This window comes from Caulobacter sp. 73W, from assembly GCF_041021955.1.
Classification (GTDB): Bacteria; Pseudomonadota; Alphaproteobacteria; order Caulobacterales; family Caulobacteraceae; genus Caulobacter.
In genome coordinates, this window is sequence record NZ_CP158375.1 from 2,147,978 (window position 1) to 2,164,986 (window position 17,009).

General features: G+C 67.4%; 23 protein-coding genes and 1 pseudogene. 15 read left to right on the plus strand and 9 right to left on the minus strand.

Translation table 11 applies throughout. The features are described from left to right. Positions 1-3 precede the first annotated feature (3 nt). Complete coding sequence (locus ABOZ73_RS09995) at positions 4-441, plus strand: helix-turn-helix domain-containing protein (RefSeq protein WP_369058015.1); 438 nt, start codon at positions 4-6, stop codon at positions 439-441. A gap of 82 nt (positions 442-523) precedes the next feature. After that, complete coding sequence (gene metK / locus ABOZ73_RS10000) at positions 524-1,747, plus strand: methionine adenosyltransferase (protein ID WP_369058016.1); 1,224 nt, start codon at positions 524-526, stop codon at positions 1,745-1,747. Between the two features lie 12 nt (positions 1,748-1,759). Here the strand turns inward: metK and ABOZ73_RS10005 are convergent, their stop codons facing one another. Further along, complete coding sequence (locus tag ABOZ73_RS10005) at positions 1,760-2,155, minus strand: hypothetical protein (RefSeq protein WP_369058017.1); 396 nt, start codon at positions 2,153-2,155, stop codon at positions 1,760-1,762. Continuing rightward, positions 2,155-2,985: a TIGR02587 family membrane protein gene (locus ABOZ73_RS10010; RefSeq protein WP_369058018.1), complete on the minus strand. Its 831-nt coding sequence runs from the start codon at positions 2,983-2,985 to the stop codon at positions 2,155-2,157. The genes ABOZ73_RS10005 and ABOZ73_RS10010 overlap by 1 nt, the downstream gene beginning before the upstream one ends. A 71-nt stretch (positions 2,986-3,056) precedes the next feature. On the opposite strand from ABOZ73_RS10010, the gene trmB reads away from it, so the two are divergent. Further along, positions 3,057-3,740, plus strand: a complete 684-nt coding sequence (gene trmB / locus ABOZ73_RS10015; RefSeq protein WP_369058019.1) for a tRNA (guanosine(46)-N7)-methyltransferase TrmB — start codon at positions 3,057-3,059, stop codon at positions 3,738-3,740. A gap of 20 nt (positions 3,741-3,760) precedes the next feature. Here the strand turns inward: trmB and ppa are convergent, their stop codons facing one another. Both ppa and ABOZ73_RS10025 read right to left on the minus strand, forming a co-directional pair. Next, on the minus strand, positions 3,761-4,336 hold the full coding sequence (gene ppa, locus ABOZ73_RS10020; protein WP_369058020.1) for an inorganic diphosphatase: 576 nt from the start codon (positions 4,334-4,336) through the stop codon (positions 3,761-3,763). Positions 4,337-4,424: 88 nt separating this feature from the next. Further along, a complete protein-coding gene (locus tag ABOZ73_RS10025; RefSeq protein ID WP_369058021.1) occupies positions 4,425-5,165 on the minus strand; it encodes a ThiF family adenylyltransferase in 741 nt (246 codons plus the stop codon). On the opposite strand from ABOZ73_RS10025, the gene hslV reads away from it, so the two are divergent. From hslV to hslU, 3 genes are all read left to right on the plus strand, one after another. Continuing rightward, on the plus strand, positions 5,164-5,757 hold the full coding sequence (gene hslV, locus ABOZ73_RS10030; protein WP_369058022.1) for an ATP-dependent protease subunit HslV: 594 nt from the start codon (positions 5,164-5,166) through the stop codon (positions 5,755-5,757). The genes ABOZ73_RS10025 and hslV overlap by 2 nt on opposite strands. Before the next feature lie 76 nt (positions 5,758-5,833). Continuing rightward, entirely contained in the window at positions 5,834-6,670 is an 837-nt protein-coding gene (locus ABOZ73_RS10035; protein WP_369058023.1) for a DUF4440 domain-containing protein, read from the plus strand. Continuing rightward, on the plus strand, positions 6,670-7,965 hold the full coding sequence (hslU, locus tag ABOZ73_RS10040; RefSeq protein WP_369058024.1) for an ATP-dependent protease ATPase subunit HslU: 1,296 nt from the start codon (positions 6,670-6,672) through the stop codon (positions 7,963-7,965). The genes ABOZ73_RS10035 and hslU overlap by 1 nt, the downstream gene beginning before the upstream one ends. A gap of 11 nt (positions 7,966-7,976) precedes the next feature. On the opposite strand, the gene ABOZ73_RS10045 is transcribed toward hslU, so the two are convergent. The 3 genes from ABOZ73_RS10045 to ABOZ73_RS10055 form a co-directional block, all read right to left on the minus strand. Further along, positions 7,977-8,867 carry a methylated-DNA--[protein]-cysteine S-methyltransferase gene (locus ABOZ73_RS10045; RefSeq protein WP_369058025.1) on the minus strand — a complete coding sequence of 297 codons (891 nt, stop codon included), beginning with the start codon at positions 8,865-8,867 and terminating at the stop codon, positions 7,977-7,979. 86 nt (positions 8,868-8,953) lie between these two features. Further along, a complete protein-coding gene (locus ABOZ73_RS10050; protein WP_369058026.1) occupies positions 8,954-9,988 on the minus strand; it encodes an aldo/keto reductase in 1,035 nt (344 codons plus the stop codon). Between the two features lie 89 nt (positions 9,989-10,077). Next, positions 10,078-10,557, minus strand: a complete 480-nt coding sequence (locus ABOZ73_RS10055; RefSeq protein ID WP_369058027.1) for a DUF2244 domain-containing protein — start codon at positions 10,555-10,557, stop codon at positions 10,078-10,080. Between the two features lie 57 nt (positions 10,558-10,614). On the opposite strand from ABOZ73_RS10055, the gene nth reads away from it, so the two are divergent. Together nth and rhuM are read left to right on the plus strand one after the other, a co-directional pair. After that, positions 10,615-11,331: an endonuclease III gene (nth, locus tag ABOZ73_RS10060; RefSeq protein WP_369058028.1), complete on the plus strand. Its 717-nt coding sequence runs from the start codon at positions 10,615-10,617 to the stop codon at positions 11,329-11,331. Beyond that, positions 11,246-11,850, plus strand: a pseudogene (gene rhuM / locus ABOZ73_RS10065) (RhuM family protein); the annotation flags it as partial. The gene nth and the pseudogene rhuM, both read left to right, overlap by 86 nt. Before the next feature lie 20 nt (positions 11,851-11,870). Here the strand turns inward: rhuM and ABOZ73_RS10070 are convergent. Further along, the gene (locus ABOZ73_RS10070) at positions 11,871-12,050 is read right to left on the minus strand and encodes a hypothetical protein (protein ID WP_369062601.1); all 180 of its coding nucleotides are present in this window, start codon (positions 12,048-12,050) and stop codon (positions 11,871-11,873) included. Here ABOZ73_RS10070 and ABOZ73_RS10075 point away from each other — a divergent pair. The 7 genes from ABOZ73_RS10075 (at position 11,967) to ABOZ73_RS10105 (ending at position 16,341) form a co-directional block, all read left to right on the plus strand. Next, on the plus strand, positions 11,967-12,200 hold the full coding sequence (locus ABOZ73_RS10075) for a hypothetical protein (protein WP_369058029.1): 234 nt from the start codon (positions 11,967-11,969) through the stop codon (positions 12,198-12,200). The two genes, ABOZ73_RS10070 and ABOZ73_RS10075, sit on opposite strands and share 84 nt — an antisense overlap. Before the next feature lie 81 nt (positions 12,201-12,281). Beyond that, entirely contained in the window at positions 12,282-13,271 is a 990-nt protein-coding gene (locus tag ABOZ73_RS10080; protein WP_369058030.1) for an adenosine kinase, read from the plus strand. An 18-nt stretch (positions 13,272-13,289) separates the two neighbouring features. Further along, complete coding sequence (gene hisB, locus ABOZ73_RS10085) at positions 13,290-13,880, plus strand: imidazoleglycerol-phosphate dehydratase HisB (RefSeq protein ID WP_369058031.1); 591 nt, start codon at positions 13,290-13,292, stop codon at positions 13,878-13,880. Positions 13,881-13,888: 8 nt separating this feature from the next. Then, complete coding sequence (gene hisH, locus ABOZ73_RS10090; RefSeq protein WP_369058032.1) at positions 13,889-14,530, plus strand: imidazole glycerol phosphate synthase subunit HisH; 642 nt, start codon at positions 13,889-13,891, stop codon at positions 14,528-14,530. Next, the gene (hisA, locus tag ABOZ73_RS10095) at positions 14,518-15,249 is read left to right on the plus strand and encodes a 1-(5-phosphoribosyl)-5-[(5-phosphoribosylamino)methylideneamino]imidazole-4-carboxamide isomerase (RefSeq protein ID WP_369058033.1); all 732 of its coding nucleotides are present in this window, start codon (positions 14,518-14,520) and stop codon (positions 15,247-15,249) included. Before hisH ends, hisA begins: the two co-directional genes overlap by 13 nt. Further along, entirely contained in the window at positions 15,249-16,016 is a 768-nt protein-coding gene (hisF, locus tag ABOZ73_RS10100) for an imidazole glycerol phosphate synthase subunit HisF (protein ID WP_369058034.1), read from the plus strand. The genes hisA and hisF overlap by 1 nt, the downstream gene beginning before the upstream one ends. A gap of 1 nt (position 16,017) precedes the next feature. Next, positions 16,018-16,341: a phosphoribosyl-ATP diphosphatase gene (locus ABOZ73_RS10105; protein WP_369058035.1), complete on the plus strand. Its 324-nt coding sequence runs from the start codon at positions 16,018-16,020 to the stop codon at positions 16,339-16,341. On the opposite strand, the gene ABOZ73_RS10110 is transcribed toward ABOZ73_RS10105, so the two are convergent. Continuing rightward, the gene (locus ABOZ73_RS10110) at positions 16,338-17,006 is read right to left on the minus strand and encodes a Smr/MutS family protein (RefSeq protein WP_369058036.1); all 669 of its coding nucleotides are present in this window, start codon (positions 17,004-17,006) and stop codon (positions 16,338-16,340) included. The two genes, ABOZ73_RS10105 and ABOZ73_RS10110, sit on opposite strands and share 4 nt — an antisense overlap. Between the last annotated feature and the right edge of the window lie 3 nt (positions 17,007-17,009).

Consider the following 17,009-nt stretch of genomic DNA (forward strand, 5'->3'; position numbering starts at 1 on the left):
GGAATGGACGAGAATAGCGACGTAGAACGGTCGCCCAATCCTATTGACGTCCATGTCGGCGCTAGGATCCGGCTGCGACGCCGCTCGCTGGGCATCAGCCAGGAGCGGTTGGCCGAAGATCTTGGCCTGACCTTTCAGCAAGTTCAGAAGTACGAGCGCGGCGCCAACCGCGTCAGCGCTTCCAAGCTCTATGAGATCGCGCGCAGCCTGCAGATCTCGGTGACCTTCTTCTTCGACGATCTGGCCGATCCCAGCGAGGGGCGCAGCGCCGGTTTCGCCGAAGACACGGCCAATCCCTTCGCCAACACCTTCTTGATGACTCCCGAGGGCCTGGAGCTGGCGGAGCTGTTCCCCAAGATCCGCCGCCCGCGCGTGCGCCGCCGAATCCTGGAGCTGGTCCGCTCCATGGCGGACGAAGAGGAAGATGAACTCCTCGCCTGACGCCTTGCGCGGGACATAAAGTTATCTTTATAGGTTCTGGATTATCACCGTGGGCTTCCACGGTACCGTCTGGAGGCGTCACTTGGCCCGTTCATCCTACATCTTCACCAGCGAAAGCGTTTCCGAAGGCCACCCGGACAAGGTCGCCGACCGGATCAGCGACACCGTGGTGGACGCGTTCCTGACGGCCGACCCCGAGGCGCGCGTCGCCTGCGAAACCCTGGTGACCACCAACCGCATCGTCCTGGCGGGCGAAGTGCGCGCCGGCGCGCCGGGCGGCGACAAGGCGGCCAACAAGGCCCTGACCAAGGACATCATCAAGTCCCTGGAGCCCAAGGTTCGCGCCGCCATTAAGGACATCGGCTACGAGCAGAAGGGCTTCCACTGGGAGAAGGCCAAGTACGCCTGCTACCTGCACGGCCAGTCGGCGCACATCGCCCAGGGCGTGGACTCGACCGACAAGAAGGATGAGGGCGCCGGCGACCAGGGTATTATGTTCGGCTACGCCAGCACCGAGACCCCGGAACTGATGCCGGCCACCCTGCAGTACAGCCACAACATCCTGCGCCGTCTGGCCGAGCTGCGCCACAGCGGCGAGCTGAGCGAGCTGGAGCCCGACGCCAAGAGCCAGGTGACCCTGGAGTATGACGGGAACGGCAAGCCGGTCCGCGTCGTCTCCATCGTCGTGTCGCACCAGCACAAGAAGAAGATCGACGGCAAGACCGCCACCAGCAAGCGCGTCCTCGACCTGATCAAGCCGCACATCCTGCCGGTCTTCCCGGAAGGCCTGATCACCAAGAAGACCCAGTGGCTGGTCAACCCGACCGGCCGCTTCGAGATCGGCGGCCCGGACGGCGACGCCGGCATCACTGGCCGCAAGATCATCGTCGACACCTACGGCGGCGCGGCTCCGCACGGCGGCGGCGCGTTCTCGGGCAAGGATCCGACCAAGGTCGATCGCTCGGCCGCCTATGCCTGCCGCTACCTGGCCAAGAACGTTGTCGCGGCCGGCCTGGCCGACCGCTGCACTATCCAGATCGCCTACGCCATCGGCGTGGCCCAGCCGGTCTCGTTCCACGTGGACCTGCATGGCACGGGCAAGGTCGATCCGGCCGAGCTGGAACGCGTCCTGCCGCAGCTGATCGGCGGCGCCACCCCGCGCGCCATCCGCGAGCACCTGGGCCTGAACAAGCCGATCTACGCCCGCACCGCGGCCTACGGCCACTTCGGCCGCACCCCGGACAACGACGGCGGCTTCTCCTGGGAGAAGACCGACCTGGCCGACGAGCTGAAACGCCTCGCCTAAGGCGTTTCGGGCCTAAGGCTTGACGAACCCCTCCGCGCGCAGGGCCACACGGCCGGCGCGCGGATCGCCTTCGAAGAACAGACCGCCTTCGGCGGTGGAGCCGCCCGGCACCACGTCGAGCACGGCCTTGGCCGTCTCACCGTCGACCAGGGCGCCGGTCACATGCACGCCGGCGGCCGTCTCACCGCCCTCGTTGCGAACTTCGAACATGACCCGCCAGCCGCCCGGCGTCTGGACGGTCTCAAGGGCTGAGATCCTCAATATCGGCGGCTCGTGCTCTTTGCGGGCGTCGATCAGCACCAGGGCCAGCAGGGCCAAGGCCATCAGGCCGCCAATCCCTGACGACACCCATTCCAGGATCGGGATGTCTGGCGTCGGCGGCGCCTTCGGTTTCGCGCGTCTCGCCATCAGAGCACCAGCCTCGCCGCCGCCGCCCCGATCGAGGCCGGCAAGCCGAGGACGATGGTCATCCGCGCCGCCATGGCCGCGTCCACGCCGTCCAGCCGCCCGAAGAACCACAGCACACCCAAGCTGACGCCCAGCGCCACGCCGTAGCCGGCCAGGGTGTAGTGCAGGAAGGTCACCATGTGCCCCGATCCCTCGCGCCGCTCATGCTGGCCGCGCAACTGGAGCGAATAGACCAGAAGGTGAAGCGCGGTCGCCGAGGCGACCACCAGCATCACCGTGTGGACTGCGGTCATCTTGTAGCCGATCAGCATCATCTCCTCGGTGGGCGCGACGTTGAAGCCGAAGAAAAGCGCGCCGGCGCCCATCAGAAAGAGTTCGCCAAAATAGCCCGCCTCGCGTTTTCGCCGGTCATCGCCATCTTCTGGAGCGGCCAGCTGATTGGCGGCCACCACGGCGCCCATTCCGGCCGGCACGGCGCAGACCGCAACGATCCCGGCGATCTCGCCGACGGTCATCTCCCGTCCGACGACGCCGAAGATCACCACCGCGGCCAAGGTGACGACGGCGCCGACGGCGAAGGCGGCAAGGGCGTCCAGGGCGTCGTCGAAGAGACCGGTCGTCCGCTCGAAACCCGAATAGTAGGAAACGCCCGTGATCAGGCCGAGGGCGAGCACGACCATCAGGGCCAGGCGATGACGGTCCATGTAGAGCCCGAAGCGCCACATCTCCTCCGTCATGAACAAAGGCAGGCTGAATAACAACGCGCCGCCCGCGGCGCGCGCCAGGGCCTGTGCGTAGCGAACTTCGGCGGCGAGGTTCTTGGGGGTCATCGGCCGACTAACGCGCACGGCGACGCTTGGTGGCATGGCGGCGGGCCGGGAAAGGGGCTAAAGGGCGCGCCATGCCCATCGCCCAGCAGCCTCACGGCCATCTTCGCTCCTTCGGACGCATCCAGGCCCGGCCGCTCAAGCCGCGCCAGGCGGCCCTGTTCGACACGCTCCTTCCCTCGATCGCCGTGCCGCAAGGCGCCTTCGATCCGCGCGCCTTGGCGCCCGAGGCCAAGCAGGTCTGGCTGGAGATCGGTTTCGGCGGCGGCGAGCACATGGCCGGCCAGGCCGCCCGCAACCCCGAAGCCCTGGTCATCGGGGCCGAGCCCTTCGTGAACGGCGTGGGCAGCGCCCTGCGTCACGTCGAGGAGCAAGGCCTCAAGAATGTGCGCCTTCACCATGGCGACGTGCGCGACATCATCGCCGGTCTGCCCGACCAGAGCCTGGACCGGGTGTTCATTATGTTTCCCGATCCCTGGCAGAAGGCCCGTCATCACAAGCGCCGCCTGATCCAGGACGATTTCCTGGCCGAACTGGCGCGGGTGATGAAGCCGGGCGCGCGGCTGCGCTTCGCCACCGACTGGGCGAACTATGCGGACTGGGCTCTGGAAAAAATTCTGGCCGGCGCTCTGTTCGCCTGGCCGGCGGAGCGGGCGGACGACTGGAGCATCGCTCCGGCCGACCACCTCACCACGCGGTACGAGGAAAAGAAGCTGGGCGACTGCGCGCCGGTCTTCCTCGATTTCGTCAGGGCCTGAGCGGCCCTGACGCTTGGTCCTTAGTGCTCGCCGGCCTTTTCGAGGGTCGGATAAGCCTTTTCCGGGTCTTCGGCTTTGAACGCCTCGATCGACTTCATGATCAGGTCGGCCGCTTCATCAGCGTCGCCCCAACCGCCGATCGTGACCGACTTGCCCTTCTCCAGGTCCTTGTAGTGCTTGAAGAAGTGGGCGATCTGCTCGACCAGGATCGAGGGCAGTTCATCCCAGGATTTCACGCCCGTGTAGAACGGATGCAGCTTGTCTACCGGCACGGCGAGGATCTTTTCGTCGCCGCCGGCTTCGTCGGTCATCTTCAGCACGCCGATCGGACGGCAGCGGATCACCGCGCCCGGCACCACCGGGGTCTGGCTGACCACCATGATGTCCATCGGATCGCCATCGTCGGCCAGGGTGTGCGGGATGAACCCGTAGTTGGCCGGGTAGTACATGGCGGTGTGCAGGAAGCGGTCGACGAAGATCGCGCCGGAGTCCTTGTCGAGCTCGTACTTCACCGGTTCGCCGCCCTGCGGGATTTCGATCACCGCATAAAGGTCGTGGGGCGGGTTCTTCCCGGTCGGGATCTTGGAGAGGTCCATTTTTAGCGGCCGTCCATTGGGAGGATTATAAAGGCGGCGCCCCCTATGGACTGTAACGCGCCTGGGGAAAAGAGAGGTGCGACGCTTTTTACCTTGCGCCGCACACAGCACAGCAAGGATCGGGACCCACTTTCACCGTCCGGGCGGTCGCTGAAAGCCCGTCGTATATCAAAAGCCGGTCCTGCAAGGGGTCGCCGGCCTTGGTGATGACCTTCACCGCCTCCAGCGCCATCATCGAGCCGATCACCCCCGCCAGGGCGCCGACCACCCCGACAACGCTGCAGGTCTCGGCGTCCGGCGGAATCTCCGGCACTAGGCACTGGTAGCAGGGGCGGCCGCAGAAGACGCCCACCTGCCCGCTCCACCGGCCGATCGCCCCGGTCACCAGGGTCTTGCCCTGGGCCACACAGGCGGCGTTGACACAAAAACGGACAGCGAAATCGTCGGTGCCGTCCAGCACGAGGTCGTAGCCGGCGACCAGAGCCTCGGCGTTCTGCGCCGTCAGGGCGTGGGGGATCGGCTCGACCGCCACATGCGGGTTCAGAGCCAGCAGATGCTCGGCGGTCGCCAGCACCTTCTCGCGTCCCACATCGGCGGCCGAATAGATCACCTGACGCTGCAGGTTGGACAGGGCGACGGTGTCGGCGTCCACCACGCCGAGGGTTCCCACTCCCGCCGCGGCCAGATATAGGGCCGCCGGCGCGCCGAGACCTCCCGCGCCGACCACCAGGACCCGGGCGGCCTTCAACGCCTGCTGCCCCTGGCCGCCGATTTCCCGCAGGACCAGGTGGCGGGCGTACCGCTCCACTTCCTCGGTCGAAAAGCCCATGTGCTTGACCTCTTCGGCTGCGCTCGCCACATCGGACGGCATGAAAGCCGACGCTTCTACATTTCCCGACTGGCACGGCACGACAATCCTGGCGGTTCGCAAGGATGGCCGGACCGTGATCGCCGGCGACGGACAGGTCTCCATGGGCCAGACCGTCGTCAAGGGCAACGCCCGCAAGGTCCGCATCCTGGCGGGCGGCAAGGTGATCGCCGGTTTCGCCGGCGCCACGGCCGACGCCTTCACCCTGATCGAGCGGCTGGAGACCAAGCTGGAGGCCCATCCGGGCCAGCTGGCTCGAGCCTGCGTCGAGCTGGCCAAGGACTGGCGCACCGACCGCTACCTGCGAAAGCTGGAGGCCATGCTGCTCGTGGCGGACGCCGAGGCGATCTACACGGTCACCGGCGTGGGCGACGTGCTTGAGCCCGATCTGGGCGTCGCGGCCATCGGTTCGGGCGGCAACTACGCCCTGGCGGCGGCCCGCGCCCTGATCGACCAGCCCCTATCGGCCGAAGAGATCGCCCGCAAGGCCATGGGCATCGCGGCCGACATCTGCGTCTACACCAACGGCAACCTCACCGTGGAGACCCTGTAAGGCCTTACAGGGAATTCATGTAACGCCGGATGGCGAGCGGGCTATAGAAGCCGAAACCCAGTTTCGGATGCGATCCATGCCCCGCGCCCTCCTCATCGCCGTCGCCCTTTCCGCAGCGCCCTTCCTGGCTTTCGCCGAAACCACGTCTCCCGCCGAGGTGATCGCGGCCGAACGCGCCTTCGCCGCCGACGGCTTCGCAAACGGCGTAAAAGCGTCCTTCCTTCGGCACATGACCGATGACGCCCTGATGTTCGTGCCGGGTCCCGTCAACGCCAAGGCCTTCTTCGAGGCGCAGAGCGGAACCGGCGAGCCGCAGATCAAGTGGTGGCCGATCTTCGCCGGAATCGCCCGCAGCGGCGATCTGGGCTTCACCACCGGCCCGGCCGAATACAACGGCAAGCGCGGCGGCCACTATTTCACCGTCTGGGCCAGACAGGCCGACGGAACCTGGAAGTGGGTCTATGACGGCGGTCCGCGCGCCACCTCCGCGGGTCAGCCGGGACCCGAGAGCGAGCCCGTTGCCCTGCCGGTCGCCAGGGGCGGCGCGGGTTCGGCGCAGAAGGCCTTCGCCCAGGTCCAGGCGGCCGAAGCCGCCCTCGCCAAGGCAGCTCTCACGGATTCCAAGGCCGCCTACCTCGCCGTCCTGGCCGGGGAAGCCCGCCTGACGAGCTCCAAGGCCCCTTTGCCCGCCACCCCGGCGGCCGTCTCCGCCGAACTGGACACCCGCGCCAAGTCTATCACCTTCGCGTCGAAAGGCGGCTCGGCCTCCACGGCCGGCGATCTGGCCTGGACCTGGGGCGACGCCGATTGGACGGGGACGGATGGCAAGTCGGCCAAGGGACACTATGTTCGGATCTGGCAGACGCGGCCGGAAGGCTGGCGTCTGGTTTATGATCAGATCCTACCGGCTTGATGACTGAATTCTCACCCCGCGAAATCGTCTCCGAACTCGACCGCTACATCGTTGGTCATCCCGAAGCGAAACGGGCCGTGGCCGTCGCCTTGCGCAACCGCTGGCGACGCCGGCGCCTGCCGGACGACCTGCGCGATGAGGTCACGCCCAAGAACATCCTGATGATCGGCCCTACGGGCGTGGGCAAGACCGAGATCGCCCGCCGCCTGGCGCGCCTGGCCCAGGCGCCGTTCCTGAAGGTCGAGGCCACCAAGTTCACCGAGGTCGGCTATGTGGGCCGCGACGTGGACCAGATCATGCGCGACCTGGTGGAAAGCGCCCTGCTCATGGTGCGCGACCGCCGCCGGGCCGGCGTCCGCGCCAGCGCCGAGCGCGCGGCGGAGGAACGCATCCTCGACGCCCTGACCGGCCCCGGCTCCATCGCCGCCCGCGAAAGCTTCCGCAAGAAGCTGCGCGACGGCGACCTGAACGAAACCGAGGTCGAGATCCAGCTGGCCGACACCGGCGGTCCCAGCATGGACATCCCCGGCCAGCCCGGCGGCATCGGCGTGCTGAACCTGTCCGACATGATGAAGGCTTTCGGCGGCGGTCGCATGAAGACGGTCAAGATGACCGTCGCCGCGGCCCACGCGCCCCTGATCGCCGAGGAAAGCGACAAGCTGCTGGATCAGGAAGCCTTGACCCGCGAGGCCGTCGAGCTGGCCGAGAACAACGGCATCGTCTTCCTCGACGAGATCGACAAGGTGGCCAGCCGCTCAGACCGCGCCGGCGCCGATGTGTCCCGCGAAGGCGTGCAGCGCGACCTGCTGCCCCTGATCGAGGGCACCACCGTGGCCACCAAGCACGGACCGGTGAAGACCGACCATGTGCTGTTCATCGCCTCGGGCGCCTTCCATGTGGCCAAGCCGTCGGACCTGCTGCCCGAGCTTCAGGGGCGCCTGCCGATCCGGGTGGAGTTGAAGGCCCTGACCCGTGACGACTTCCGCCGCATCCTGACCGAGCCGGAAGCCAACCTGATCCGCCAGCACCAGGCCCTGATGGCCACCGAAGGCGTCGAGCTGACCTTCACCGAAGGCGCCATCGACGCCCTGGCCGACGCCGCCGTGGCGGTGAACGGCTCGGTGGAGAACATCGGCGCCCGCCGCCTGCAGACGGTGCTGGAAAAGGTGACCGAGGAGATCAGCTTCACCGCCGGCGATGGCTCGCCCGCCCAGGTGACGATCGACGAGGCCTACGTCCAGGGACGTATCGGCGCCCTGGCCCAGAACGCCGACCTCAGCCGCTACATTCTCTAGGCGGCCTGGCTCTAGGCGGCTTGGGCGGCGGCCACGGCCTCCGAGCCCAGGATCGCGGCCTTGCGGGCCAAGCGCCAGTGATAGCCGGTCAGCCGGCCATCTTTGGCGATGGCCCGGTGGCAGGGGATCAGCAGGGCCAGGGGATTGGCTCCGATGGCCGCGCCCGTGGCCTGGAACGCCCGGGGCTTGCCGGCCCAGGCGGCCACCTGGCCGTAGGTGGCCGTCTCGCCGGCCGGGATGCGCAGCAGGGCCTTCCACACCTGGACGTGGAACGGGGGGCCGATCAGCACCACCGGCAGCGGGCTCTCCCCGCCCGCGAAGGCGTGCAAGGACATGGCGGCGGCGGCCTGGTCGTCGCGGATCCAATTGGCGGCCGGGAAGCGCCGATGCATGTCGGCGAAGGCCGCCTCTTCGCCCTCGGCCTCGGCGAAGCCCAGACCGGCCAGGCCGCGCGGGGTCATGGCGAACAGGGCCTTGCCGAACGGGGTCGGGGCCCAACCCCAGGTGAGCTCCAGCCCCTCGCCCCGACGGCGCGCCTCGCCCGGGGTCACCGCCTCATGGGCGATGAACAGGTCATGCAGACGCGACGGTCCCGACAGCCCCGCGTCGAAGGCGGCGTCCAGGACGCTGGCCCCCGCGTCGAGCGACCGGCGCGCCTCCGCATGGGCGATGGCGGCCATGAAGGTCTTTGGGCTGACCCCCGCCCAGCGGGTGAAGGTGCGCTGGAAATGGAAGGGCGACAGGCCGGCGGCCTCGGCCGCCTCGTCCAGGCTCGGCCGCTCCAGCCAACGCTGCGCCAGCCAGTCCAAAGCCTGGGCCATACGGACGTAGTCCTGAGACTGGGTTTCGAGGCGGGCCAGGGGGTCCATGATGCTTTCGGAACGTTCGGCGTCGAACGGCATGACGATCTCCTCATGCCCCAGGACAGTTTTCGGGGCATGAGAAGGCTAGGCCCGCACAAAGGTCAAATCAGCCCGGTTCTTGCGCCTCAGACGGGGGGAGGGTTGAGGCGCGAAAACCCCTCTTGCCTCTGATACGGCGAGTAGGGATAGGGCGCGGCGACAGCGCTGGCGGCGTCAAGGCGAGCAACCTGCTCCGATGTCAGATTCCACCCCACCGCGCCGAGGTTGTCGCGCAGTTGCGCCTCGTTGCGAGCGCCGATGATGACGCTGGAGACGGTCGGTCGCTGCAAAAGCCAGTTCAGGGCCACCTGGGGGACCGTCCGGCCGACATCTTGAGCGACAGCCTCCAGGGCGTCGATCACGTCGTAGAGCTTCTCGTCATTCACCACCGGGCCGAAACCGGCGGTCTCATGCAGCCGGCTGCCCTCCGGCAACGGCTGGCCGCGACGGATCTTTCCGGTCAGACGGCCCCAGCCCAAGGGACTCCAGACCAGCGCGCCTACGCCCTGATCGACGCCGAGCGGCATCAGCTCCCACTCATAGTCGCGACCGATCAGCGAATAGTAGGCTTGATGAGCCACATAGCGCGGCCACCCATGACGGTCGGCGGCGGCCAGGGATTTCATCAACTGCCATCCCGAGAAGTTCGACACGCCGACGTAGCGGACCTTTCCCGCCCGGACGAGGACGTCGAGGGTGGCCAGCACTTCTTCCACCGGAGTGCTGGCGTCGAAGGCGTGCAATTGCAGCAGGTCGATGTGATCCGTATCGAGGCGCCGCAAAGCGTCTTCCACAGCCTTGATCAAGCGATAGCGCGAGGAGCCGGCATCATTGGGTCCATCCCCCATCGGCAGGGTCGTCTTGGTGGAGATCAGGACTTGGTCGCGACGCCCCTTGATCGCGGCCCCGAGGATCGCCTCGGACGCGCCGCTGGAATAGACGTCGGCGGTGTCGAACAGATTGACCCCCGCTTCCAGGCAGACGTCGATCAGGCGGCAGGCCTCCGCAGCGTCGGTTTCGCCCCAGGCCTTGAACAGGGGTCCCTGGCCGCCGAACGTGCCGGCTCCGAAACTGAGAACCGGAACCTTCAGGCCGGAAGCGCCAAGACGTCGATATTCCATAGTCCATCTCCCATCAGCGATGGGGCTCAGATGGGCCGCCGGGTGACGAGGATTAGGCGGAGACCGGGAACATCACCTGTGACCCGTAGTCACGACTGGTGACGCTCCGCCCGCGCCCGCCGGATCGCCCGCTCCAGGGCGTCCGCGAAGGCGCCGCGTTCGTCGGGGCTGAGCGAACGGGCCACGGTCAGGGCCTTGTCGGACAGGCGGATGCGCACCCGCCGATCGTGGCCCCCGCCGTGCTCCAGGGCCACACGGGTGAAGGCGGTGGGCGAGGACCAGACGCGCCGCCGTCGGCCGGGGCTTTCGCGCAGCACCACCACCTGCTCCGCCGACACCTGAACCCGCTCGGCCCGCTCCGACGCCCGGAAGCTGAGCTTGAAGGCCCACCAGATCGCCAGGACATCCAGGCCCAGGAAGATCGGCACAGGCCACGCCCCAATCACGAACAGGAAGACGCCGAACAGGACATTGGCCGCCACCACAAAGCCGAGCAGCACCTTGAACCCGCCCGGCGACAGCGAGCGGTTCTGGGTGATCACGGCGTCCATGTAGAGGGTCGCGGTCATGGCCCCACCATGGCGCCTCTTTTCGCCAAGGCGAAGGCGCGGCATGGTCCGCCCCGCATGAAAGCGCCCGCCCCCCAGATCACCGGTAAGACCGCTCGCAAACCCGCCCGGAAGCCCAAGAAGCGCCTGTCACCCGCAGAGCGCGCCAGGATCGACGAGATCTTCACCCGCTTCGAGCGCTTCGAGGACGATCCAAAGACTGAACTGCGCTTCCACAGCCCCTACACCCTGGTGGTCGCTGTAGCGTTGTCCGCCCAGGCCACGGACGTCTCGGTCAACAAGGCCACCGACAAGCTGTTCGCCGTGGCCGACACGCCGGAAAAGATGCTGGCCCTCGGCGAGGAGGGGCTGACCCCCTACATCGCCTCCATCGGCCTCTATCGAACCAAGGCCAAGAACGTCATCGCCCTGTCCCGCATCATCCTGGAGCAGCACGGCGGCGAAACGCCGCTTGACCGCGACGCCCTGCAGGCCCTGCCCGGAGTCGGGCGCAAGACGGCCAGCGTGGTGCTGAACGAACTGGGCATCGAGCCGGCCATCGCCGTCGACACCCATGTCTTCCGCGTCGCCCACCGTCTGAAGCTGTCCAGGGGAAAGACCCCAGACCAGGTGGAGCAGGACCTGTTCGCCATCGTGTCTGAGCCCTGGCTGACCCGCGCCCACCACTGGCTGATCCTGCACGGGCGCTATGTCTGCATCGCCCGCAAGCCCCGCTGCCGCAACTGCATCATCGACGACCTGTGCCCGTCGAAGGAACTGTTTATCGAGGCGTAGACGCCAACTTGCGCAAAGGCCGTTGGAGCACTGGCGGACAACTATCCGGAAATTCCGGATAGTTCGATCCGAGGGCGGCCGGCAGGTGTCCCGCGAAGTCCTTCACTACAACCTCGATGCCGTGATTGCGGTCGGGTATCGCGTCAGCTCGAAGCAAGGAACGTTCTTCCAGCGATGGGCCACGGGCGTTCTCGTACAGTTCGCGACCAAGGGTTTCGTCGTTGACGTAGAGCGGCTCAAGTCACGCAATGAGCACGACAAGGTCGCCGAACTTCGGGAAGTCATCCGAGACATTCGCGCTTCCGAAGCGATGTGTATGCGGAGCTTCGCAGCATCTGCGCACTTTGCCAGGACTATGAGCCAAGCTCCACCCAGGCGGTCACGTTCTACACGCGGATGCGGCCAAGCTCTTTTACGCCGTCACCTCACACCCCATCGGAAATTCAGAAAAGCCGCGCGGACGCTGACCAAGCCCACATGGGTTTACAGACTTGGAGCGGCCGGGATGTGACCAAGCGCGAGGCCAAGGTGGCGAAGACCTATCTCGCGCCGGGAAAAATTCGGGAGCTGAACCGCTTACCACCATCCTGCTCGATATTTTCGATGATCAGGCCCAGATCGGAAAGCTGCTCACGATGGATCATGCCGCTGAGTTGCTCGACCGCCAGCTGAGCAACCTTGGGCGGCAGGTTCTTAACCCCGGCGGCCAGATAGACCATCGGAACGCAGAAGCCGCCGCTCTTCGAGAGTACGGCAAGTTCGACGACAGGAGGAAGGCCGCCCGAAAGGCCGCCATGGACGAGGAATACGCCGCCCTCAAGACAGCCGAGAAGGCCCTGCCCCAGGGTTCGCCCCGGCGCCGTCAGTAGCCGTTTTCACGCACGAAATTTGCCAGCGGCCCTCGCTTTCGCTAATCGGCGGGGTCAATTCCTTCCGAAAGATCCCCCTGCATGACCGCCCGGTACGACGTCGCCGCCATCGGCAACGCCCTCGTCGACGTGATCGCCCCCTGCGAAGACGCCTTCTTGGAGGCGGAAAAGCTGGTGAAGGGGTCGATGCAGCTCGTCGATCAGGACTTCGCGGTTTCGCTCTACGGCCGCATGGCGTCGGGGGTGGAGACCTCTGGCGGGTCGGGCGGCAACACCATCGCCGGCGTGGCCAGCCTGGGCGGCAAGGCTGTCTATCTGGGCAAGGTCGCAGATGACCAGCTAGGCGACATCTTTGCTCATGACATCCGCGCCATTGGCGTCGACTTCGACGTGCCGCGCCTGACCGGCGGTTCGGCCACCGGCCGCTGCATGATCAATGTCACCCCGGACGGCCAGCGCACCATGTGCACCTTCCTTGGCGCTTCCAACCAGCTGACCGCCGACGACGTGGATCCAGCGGTGATCGAAGGCTCGCAGATCGTCTATCTGGAAGGCTACCTCTTCGATCCTTCCGAGGCGCGCGTCGCCTTCGCCAAGGCCGCCGCCCTGGCCCACGGCGCGGGCCGTCAGATCGCCTTCACCCTGTCCGACAGCTTCGTGGTCGATCGCCACTATGAGGCCCTGCGCGGCTTCGTGGAGACCCAGGTCGACATCGTCTTCGCCAACGAGGCGGAGCTGCTGTCGCTCTATCGCACCGACGACTTCGACGCCGCCGCCAAGCAACTGGCCGCCAGCGTGAAGATCGCCGCCGTCACCCGCAGCGAAAAGGGTTCGGTGGTGCTCGCCGGCGAGGCGCGTCAAGAGATCCCGGCCGAGGCCGTGGAGAAAATCGTGGACACGACCGGCGCTGGCGACCAATACGCAGCCGGGTTCCTCTACGGCCTCGCCAAGGGCAAGCCGCTGGCCGACTGCGGCCGGCTGGGCTCCATCGCGGCGGCCGAGGTGATCTCGCACTATGGCCCCCGTCCGCTGGTCTCGCTCGCCGAGCTGGTCGCGGCCAAGGGCCTGTAGACAGGAACGGAACGCATAATGGCGCGCACGGCCGAAGTGGTCCGCGAGACCAAGGAGACGCAGATCCGCGTCTCGATCGATCTCGACGGGACCGGTAAATCGACGATCTCCACCGGCGTGGGCTTCTATGACCATATGCTGGAGAGCTTCGCGCGCCATGGCGGCTTCGACCTGACGGTCGAGACCAAGGGCGACCTGCACATCGACATGCACCACACCGTCGAGGACACCGGCATTGTGCTGGGCCAGGCGGTGAACAAGGCGCTGGACGGCTTCAAGGGCATCCGCCGTTTCGGTCACGCCTATATCCCGATGGACGAGACCCTGACGCGCTGCGCCATCGACCTGTCCAACCGCCCGTACCTGATCTGGAAGGTGGACTTCACCCGCCCGAAGGTCGGGGAGATGGACACCGAGCTGTTCAAGGAATTCCACCACGCCTTCGCCATGAACTGCGGCGCCTGCGTGCATCTAGAGACCCTGTACGGCGACAACACGCACCATATCGCCGAAAGCGGATTCAAGGCCCTGGCCCGGGCGCTGCGTCAGGCGGTCGAGATCGACCCCAAGACCGGCGGCCATGCCCCCTCCACCAAGGGCGTGCTGTAGGTTCATCCATGCAGAGCGTCGCCCTGATCGACTACGGGTCGGGCAACCTGCGCTCGGCCGAACGGGCTCTCGTCGAGGCCGCGCGCCGTCGCGGGCTTTCCGTGGACGTGCGCGTAACCGCCGATCCCGACCTCATCGCCAAGGCTGACCGGGTGTTCCTGCCCGGCGTCGGCGCCTTCGCCTCCTGCCGCGAGGGGCTGGACGCCGCCGGGGTGGTCGAGGCCATGAACGAGGCGGTGAAGGTGCGGGGCGTTCCGTTCCTGGGGATCTGCGTCGGCATGCAGCTGCTGGCCACGCGCGGTCTGGAGTTTCGGATCACCCCCGGCTTGGACTGGATTTCGGGCGAGGTGAAGAAGCTCGAGCCGTCCGATCCGGCCCTGACCATCCCGCACATGGGCTGGAACGCGGTGGAGCGGGTGCGCGAGCATCCCCTGTTCGCCGAGGTGCCGGCCGCCTCGCCCATGTACTACGCCAACAGTTTCGCCCTGGACGCCGCCGACCCGGCGGACGTGATCGCCTACAGCGACCATGGCGGACGCTTCACGGCGGCGGTGGCGCGGGGCAATGTGGCCGGCGCTCAGTTTCACCCGGAAAAGTCCCAGGACTCCGGTCTTTCCTTCCTCGCCAACTTTCTGGAATGGCGCCCATGATCCTTTACCCCGCCATCGACCTGAAGGACGGCCAGTGCGTGCGCCTGCTGCATGGCGACATGGACAAGGCCACGGTGTTCAACACCTCGGCCGCCGACCAGGCCGAGCGCTTCGCCAAGGACGGCTTCTCCTGGCTGCACGTGGTCGATCTGAACGGTGCCATCGAAGGCCAATCGGTGAACACCAAGGCGGTCGAGGAAATCCTCAACGCTGTGTCGATCCCGGTTCAGCTGGGAGGCGGTGTGCGCACCCTGGAAGGGATCGAAGCCTGGATCGAGGCTGGCGTCAGCCGCGTGATCCTGGGCACGGTGGCCGTGAACAATCCCGAGCTGGTCAAGAAGGCCGCCCGCCTGTGGCCCGAGCAGATCGCCGTGGCCGTGGACGTGCGTGACGGCAAGGTGGCGGTGGACGGCTGGACCGCCCTGTCGGACATCAGCGCCGTGGGCCTGTCCAAGCGGTTCGAGGACGCCGGGGTCGCCGCCCTGATCGTCACAGACATCTCGCGCGACGGCGCCCTGACCGGCGTCAATGTCGAGGGCGTGGGCGAGGTGGCGGACGCCGTCTCCGTCCCCGTGATCGCCAGCGGCGGCGTCGCCTCCGTGGACGACATCGTCAACCTGAAGGCCCGCAAGGGCGCGCCGATCGCCGGAGCGATCCTGGGGCGCTCGCTCTATGCCGGCACCATCCGCCCGGCCGACGCCATCCGGGCCGCCGGCTGATGCTGACCCGCCGCGTCATTCCCTGCCTGGACGTCAAGGACGGCCGCGTGGTGAAGGGCGTCAACTTCGTGGCCCTGCGCGACGCCGGCGATCCGGTGGAACAGGCCGCCGCCTATGACGCCGCCGGGGCCGACGAGTTGATGTTCCTGGACATCACCGCCAGCCATGAAGGGCGCGGCCTGATCCTGGACGTCATCGCACGGACCGCCGACGCCTGCTTCATGCCGCTTTCGGTGGGCGGCGGGGTGCGGGCGGTCGAGGACATGCGCCGCCTTCTGCTGGCCGGGGCCGACAAGGTGGCCATGAACACCGCCGCCGTGGAGAACCCCGACCTGATCGCCGCCGGGGCCGACGCCTTCGGCGCCCAGTGCGTGGTCGTGGCCGTGGACGCCAAGGCGCGCGAGGACGGGTCGGGCTGGAACGTCTGGACCTATGGCGGACGCAAGGACACCGGGCTGGATGTCGTCGAATACGCCGCGCGGGCGGTGGAGAAGGGTGCGGGCGAGATCCTGCTGACCTCCATGGACCGCGACGGGGCCAAGACCGGCTACGACATTCCCCTGCTGAAGGCGGTGGGCGGCGCGGTTTCCGTGCCGGTGATCGCCAGCGGCGGGGCGGGCGACACCGATCACCTGGTCGAAGCCGCCCGCGACGGCGGGGCTGACGCCGTGCTGGCCGCCTCGATCTTCCACTTCGGCGAGATCACCGTGCGCGAGGCCAAGCAGGCCATGGCGGCCGCCGGCCTGCCCATGCGCCTGGAGTCCTGACATGGCTGAGCTGTTCAAGGTTCTGCAAAGCCTGGCCGCGACGGTCGCATCCCGCAAGGGCGGCGATGTCTCCGCCTCCTACACCGCCAAGCTGCTGGCCGACCCGGCCCTGGCGGCCAAGAAGCTGGGCGAGGAGGCGACCGAGACGGTGATCGCCGCCGTTCAGGGCGACCTCGACGCCCTAGCGTCCGAAAGCGCCGACCTGCTCTATCACTGGCTGGCCTTAGCGACGGCGGCGGGGCTGGATCTGGACGTGGTGGCGGAGAAGCTGGAGGCGCGGCAGGGTCAGTCGGGTCTGGCCGAAAAGGCCTCGCGCGGCGCCTAGCCCCGCTTCTTCAGGGCGACATAGAGCGCGCCCTCGCCGCCGTGATGGCGGTCGGCCTGGGAGACCCCGGCCACGATGTCGCTCAGATGCGGCGCGCCCAACCATTCCGGCACATAGCGGCGCAGGACGCCTGTCCCCGTCTTGCCCTTGCCGGTGATGACCAGGACGGAGCGATAGCCCTCCTCCGACGCGCGGCGCAGGAAGGCCTCCAGCGTCGGGCGGGCGCGGTCCTGATCCAGACCGTGTAGGTCCAGCCTAGCTTCCAGGGGGTCGCGTTCGCGGCTGATGCGCCGCTTGCGGCCCGGCTCGATGGGATCATAGCCGCTGCGGGTCGCTCGTTTCGGGGCCTGCAGGGCCTTTAGGTCTTCGGCCGCGAGCAGCAGCGGCGCGGCGGCCGTCGCGGTTTTCGGCGGGGCCTTGGGCTTGGGCGGGGCGCGGTCCGGGCGGATCGACTTGGCCAAGGCCGTCCAGGCCGGGTCCTCGGGAACGTGAAAATCGGCCTCTGGGACCGGATCGGGCAGGGGCGCGCGCTTGCCGAACCGGGTTTTCTTCAGGGTCTTGGGCGTGACCTTGCTGACCTGGGCGTCGTCGGGCGCCTTGCCCTTGACGGTGCCGGCGACCAGATCCCACAGCCGCCGCTCTTCCGGCTTCAGCGGCCGTTTCATCGG

Excerpts from the sequence above, each read along its gene's own strand:
- ABOZ73_RS09995 (WP_369058015.1), top strand. The coding sequence starts at position 4 with ATGGACGAGAATAGCGACGTAGAACGGTCGCCCAATCCTATTGACGTC.
- ABOZ73_RS10005 (WP_369058017.1), bottom strand. The coding sequence starts at position 2,155 with ATGGCGAGACGCGCGAAACCGAAGGCGCCGCCGACGCCAGACATCCCG.
- ABOZ73_RS10010 (WP_369058018.1), bottom strand. The coding sequence starts at position 2,985 with ATGACCCCCAAGAACCTCGCCGCCGAAGTTCGCTACGCACAGGCCCTG.
- trmB (WP_369058019.1), top strand. The coding sequence starts at position 3,057 with ATGCCCATCGCCCAGCAGCCTCACGGCCATCTTCGCTCCTTCGGACGC.
- ppa (WP_369058020.1), bottom strand. The coding sequence starts at position 4,336 with ATGGACCTCTCCAAGATCCCGACCGGGAAGAACCCGCCCCACGACCTT.
- hslV (WP_369058022.1), top strand. The coding sequence starts at position 5,164 with ATGTGCTTGACCTCTTCGGCTGCGCTCGCCACATCGGACGGCATGAAA.
- ABOZ73_RS10025 (WP_369058021.1), bottom strand. The coding sequence starts at position 5,165 with ATGGGCTTTTCGACCGAGGAAGTGGAGCGGTACGCCCGCCACCTGGTC.
- ABOZ73_RS10035 (WP_369058023.1), top strand. The coding sequence starts at position 5,834 with ATGCCCCGCGCCCTCCTCATCGCCGTCGCCCTTTCCGCAGCGCCCTTC.
- hslU (WP_369058024.1), top strand. The coding sequence starts at position 6,670 with ATGACTGAATTCTCACCCCGCGAAATCGTCTCCGAACTCGACCGCTAC.
- ABOZ73_RS10045 (WP_369058025.1), bottom strand. The coding sequence starts at position 8,867 with ATGCCGTTCGACGCCGAACGTTCCGAAAGCATCATGGACCCCCTGGCC.
- ABOZ73_RS10050 (WP_369058026.1), bottom strand. The coding sequence starts at position 9,988 with ATGGAATATCGACGTCTTGGCGCTTCCGGCCTGAAGGTTCCGGTTCTC.
- ABOZ73_RS10055 (WP_369058027.1), bottom strand. The coding sequence starts at position 10,557 with ATGACCGCGACCCTCTACATGGACGCCGTGATCACCCAGAACCGCTCG.
- nth (WP_369058028.1), top strand. The coding sequence starts at position 10,615 with ATGAAAGCGCCCGCCCCCCAGATCACCGGTAAGACCGCTCGCAAACCC.
- ABOZ73_RS10075 (WP_369058029.1), top strand. The coding sequence starts at position 11,967 with ATGGATCATGCCGCTGAGTTGCTCGACCGCCAGCTGAGCAACCTTGGG.
- ABOZ73_RS10070 (WP_369062601.1), bottom strand. The coding sequence starts at position 12,050 with ATGGTCTATCTGGCCGCCGGGGTTAAGAACCTGCCGCCCAAGGTTGCT.
- ABOZ73_RS10080 (WP_369058030.1), top strand. The coding sequence starts at position 12,282 with ATGACCGCCCGGTACGACGTCGCCGCCATCGGCAACGCCCTCGTCGAC.
- hisB (WP_369058031.1), top strand. The coding sequence starts at position 13,290 with ATGGCGCGCACGGCCGAAGTGGTCCGCGAGACCAAGGAGACGCAGATC.
- hisH (WP_369058032.1), top strand. The coding sequence starts at position 13,889 with ATGCAGAGCGTCGCCCTGATCGACTACGGGTCGGGCAACCTGCGCTCG.
- hisA (WP_369058033.1), top strand. The coding sequence starts at position 14,518 with ATGGCGCCCATGATCCTTTACCCCGCCATCGACCTGAAGGACGGCCAG.
- hisF (WP_369058034.1), top strand. The coding sequence starts at position 15,249 with ATGCTGACCCGCCGCGTCATTCCCTGCCTGGACGTCAAGGACGGCCGC.
- ABOZ73_RS10105 (WP_369058035.1), top strand. The coding sequence starts at position 16,018 with ATGGCTGAGCTGTTCAAGGTTCTGCAAAGCCTGGCCGCGACGGTCGCA.
- ABOZ73_RS10110 (WP_369058036.1), bottom strand. The coding sequence starts at position 17,006 with ATGAAACGGCCGCTGAAGCCGGAAGAGCGGCGGCTGTGGGATCTGGTC.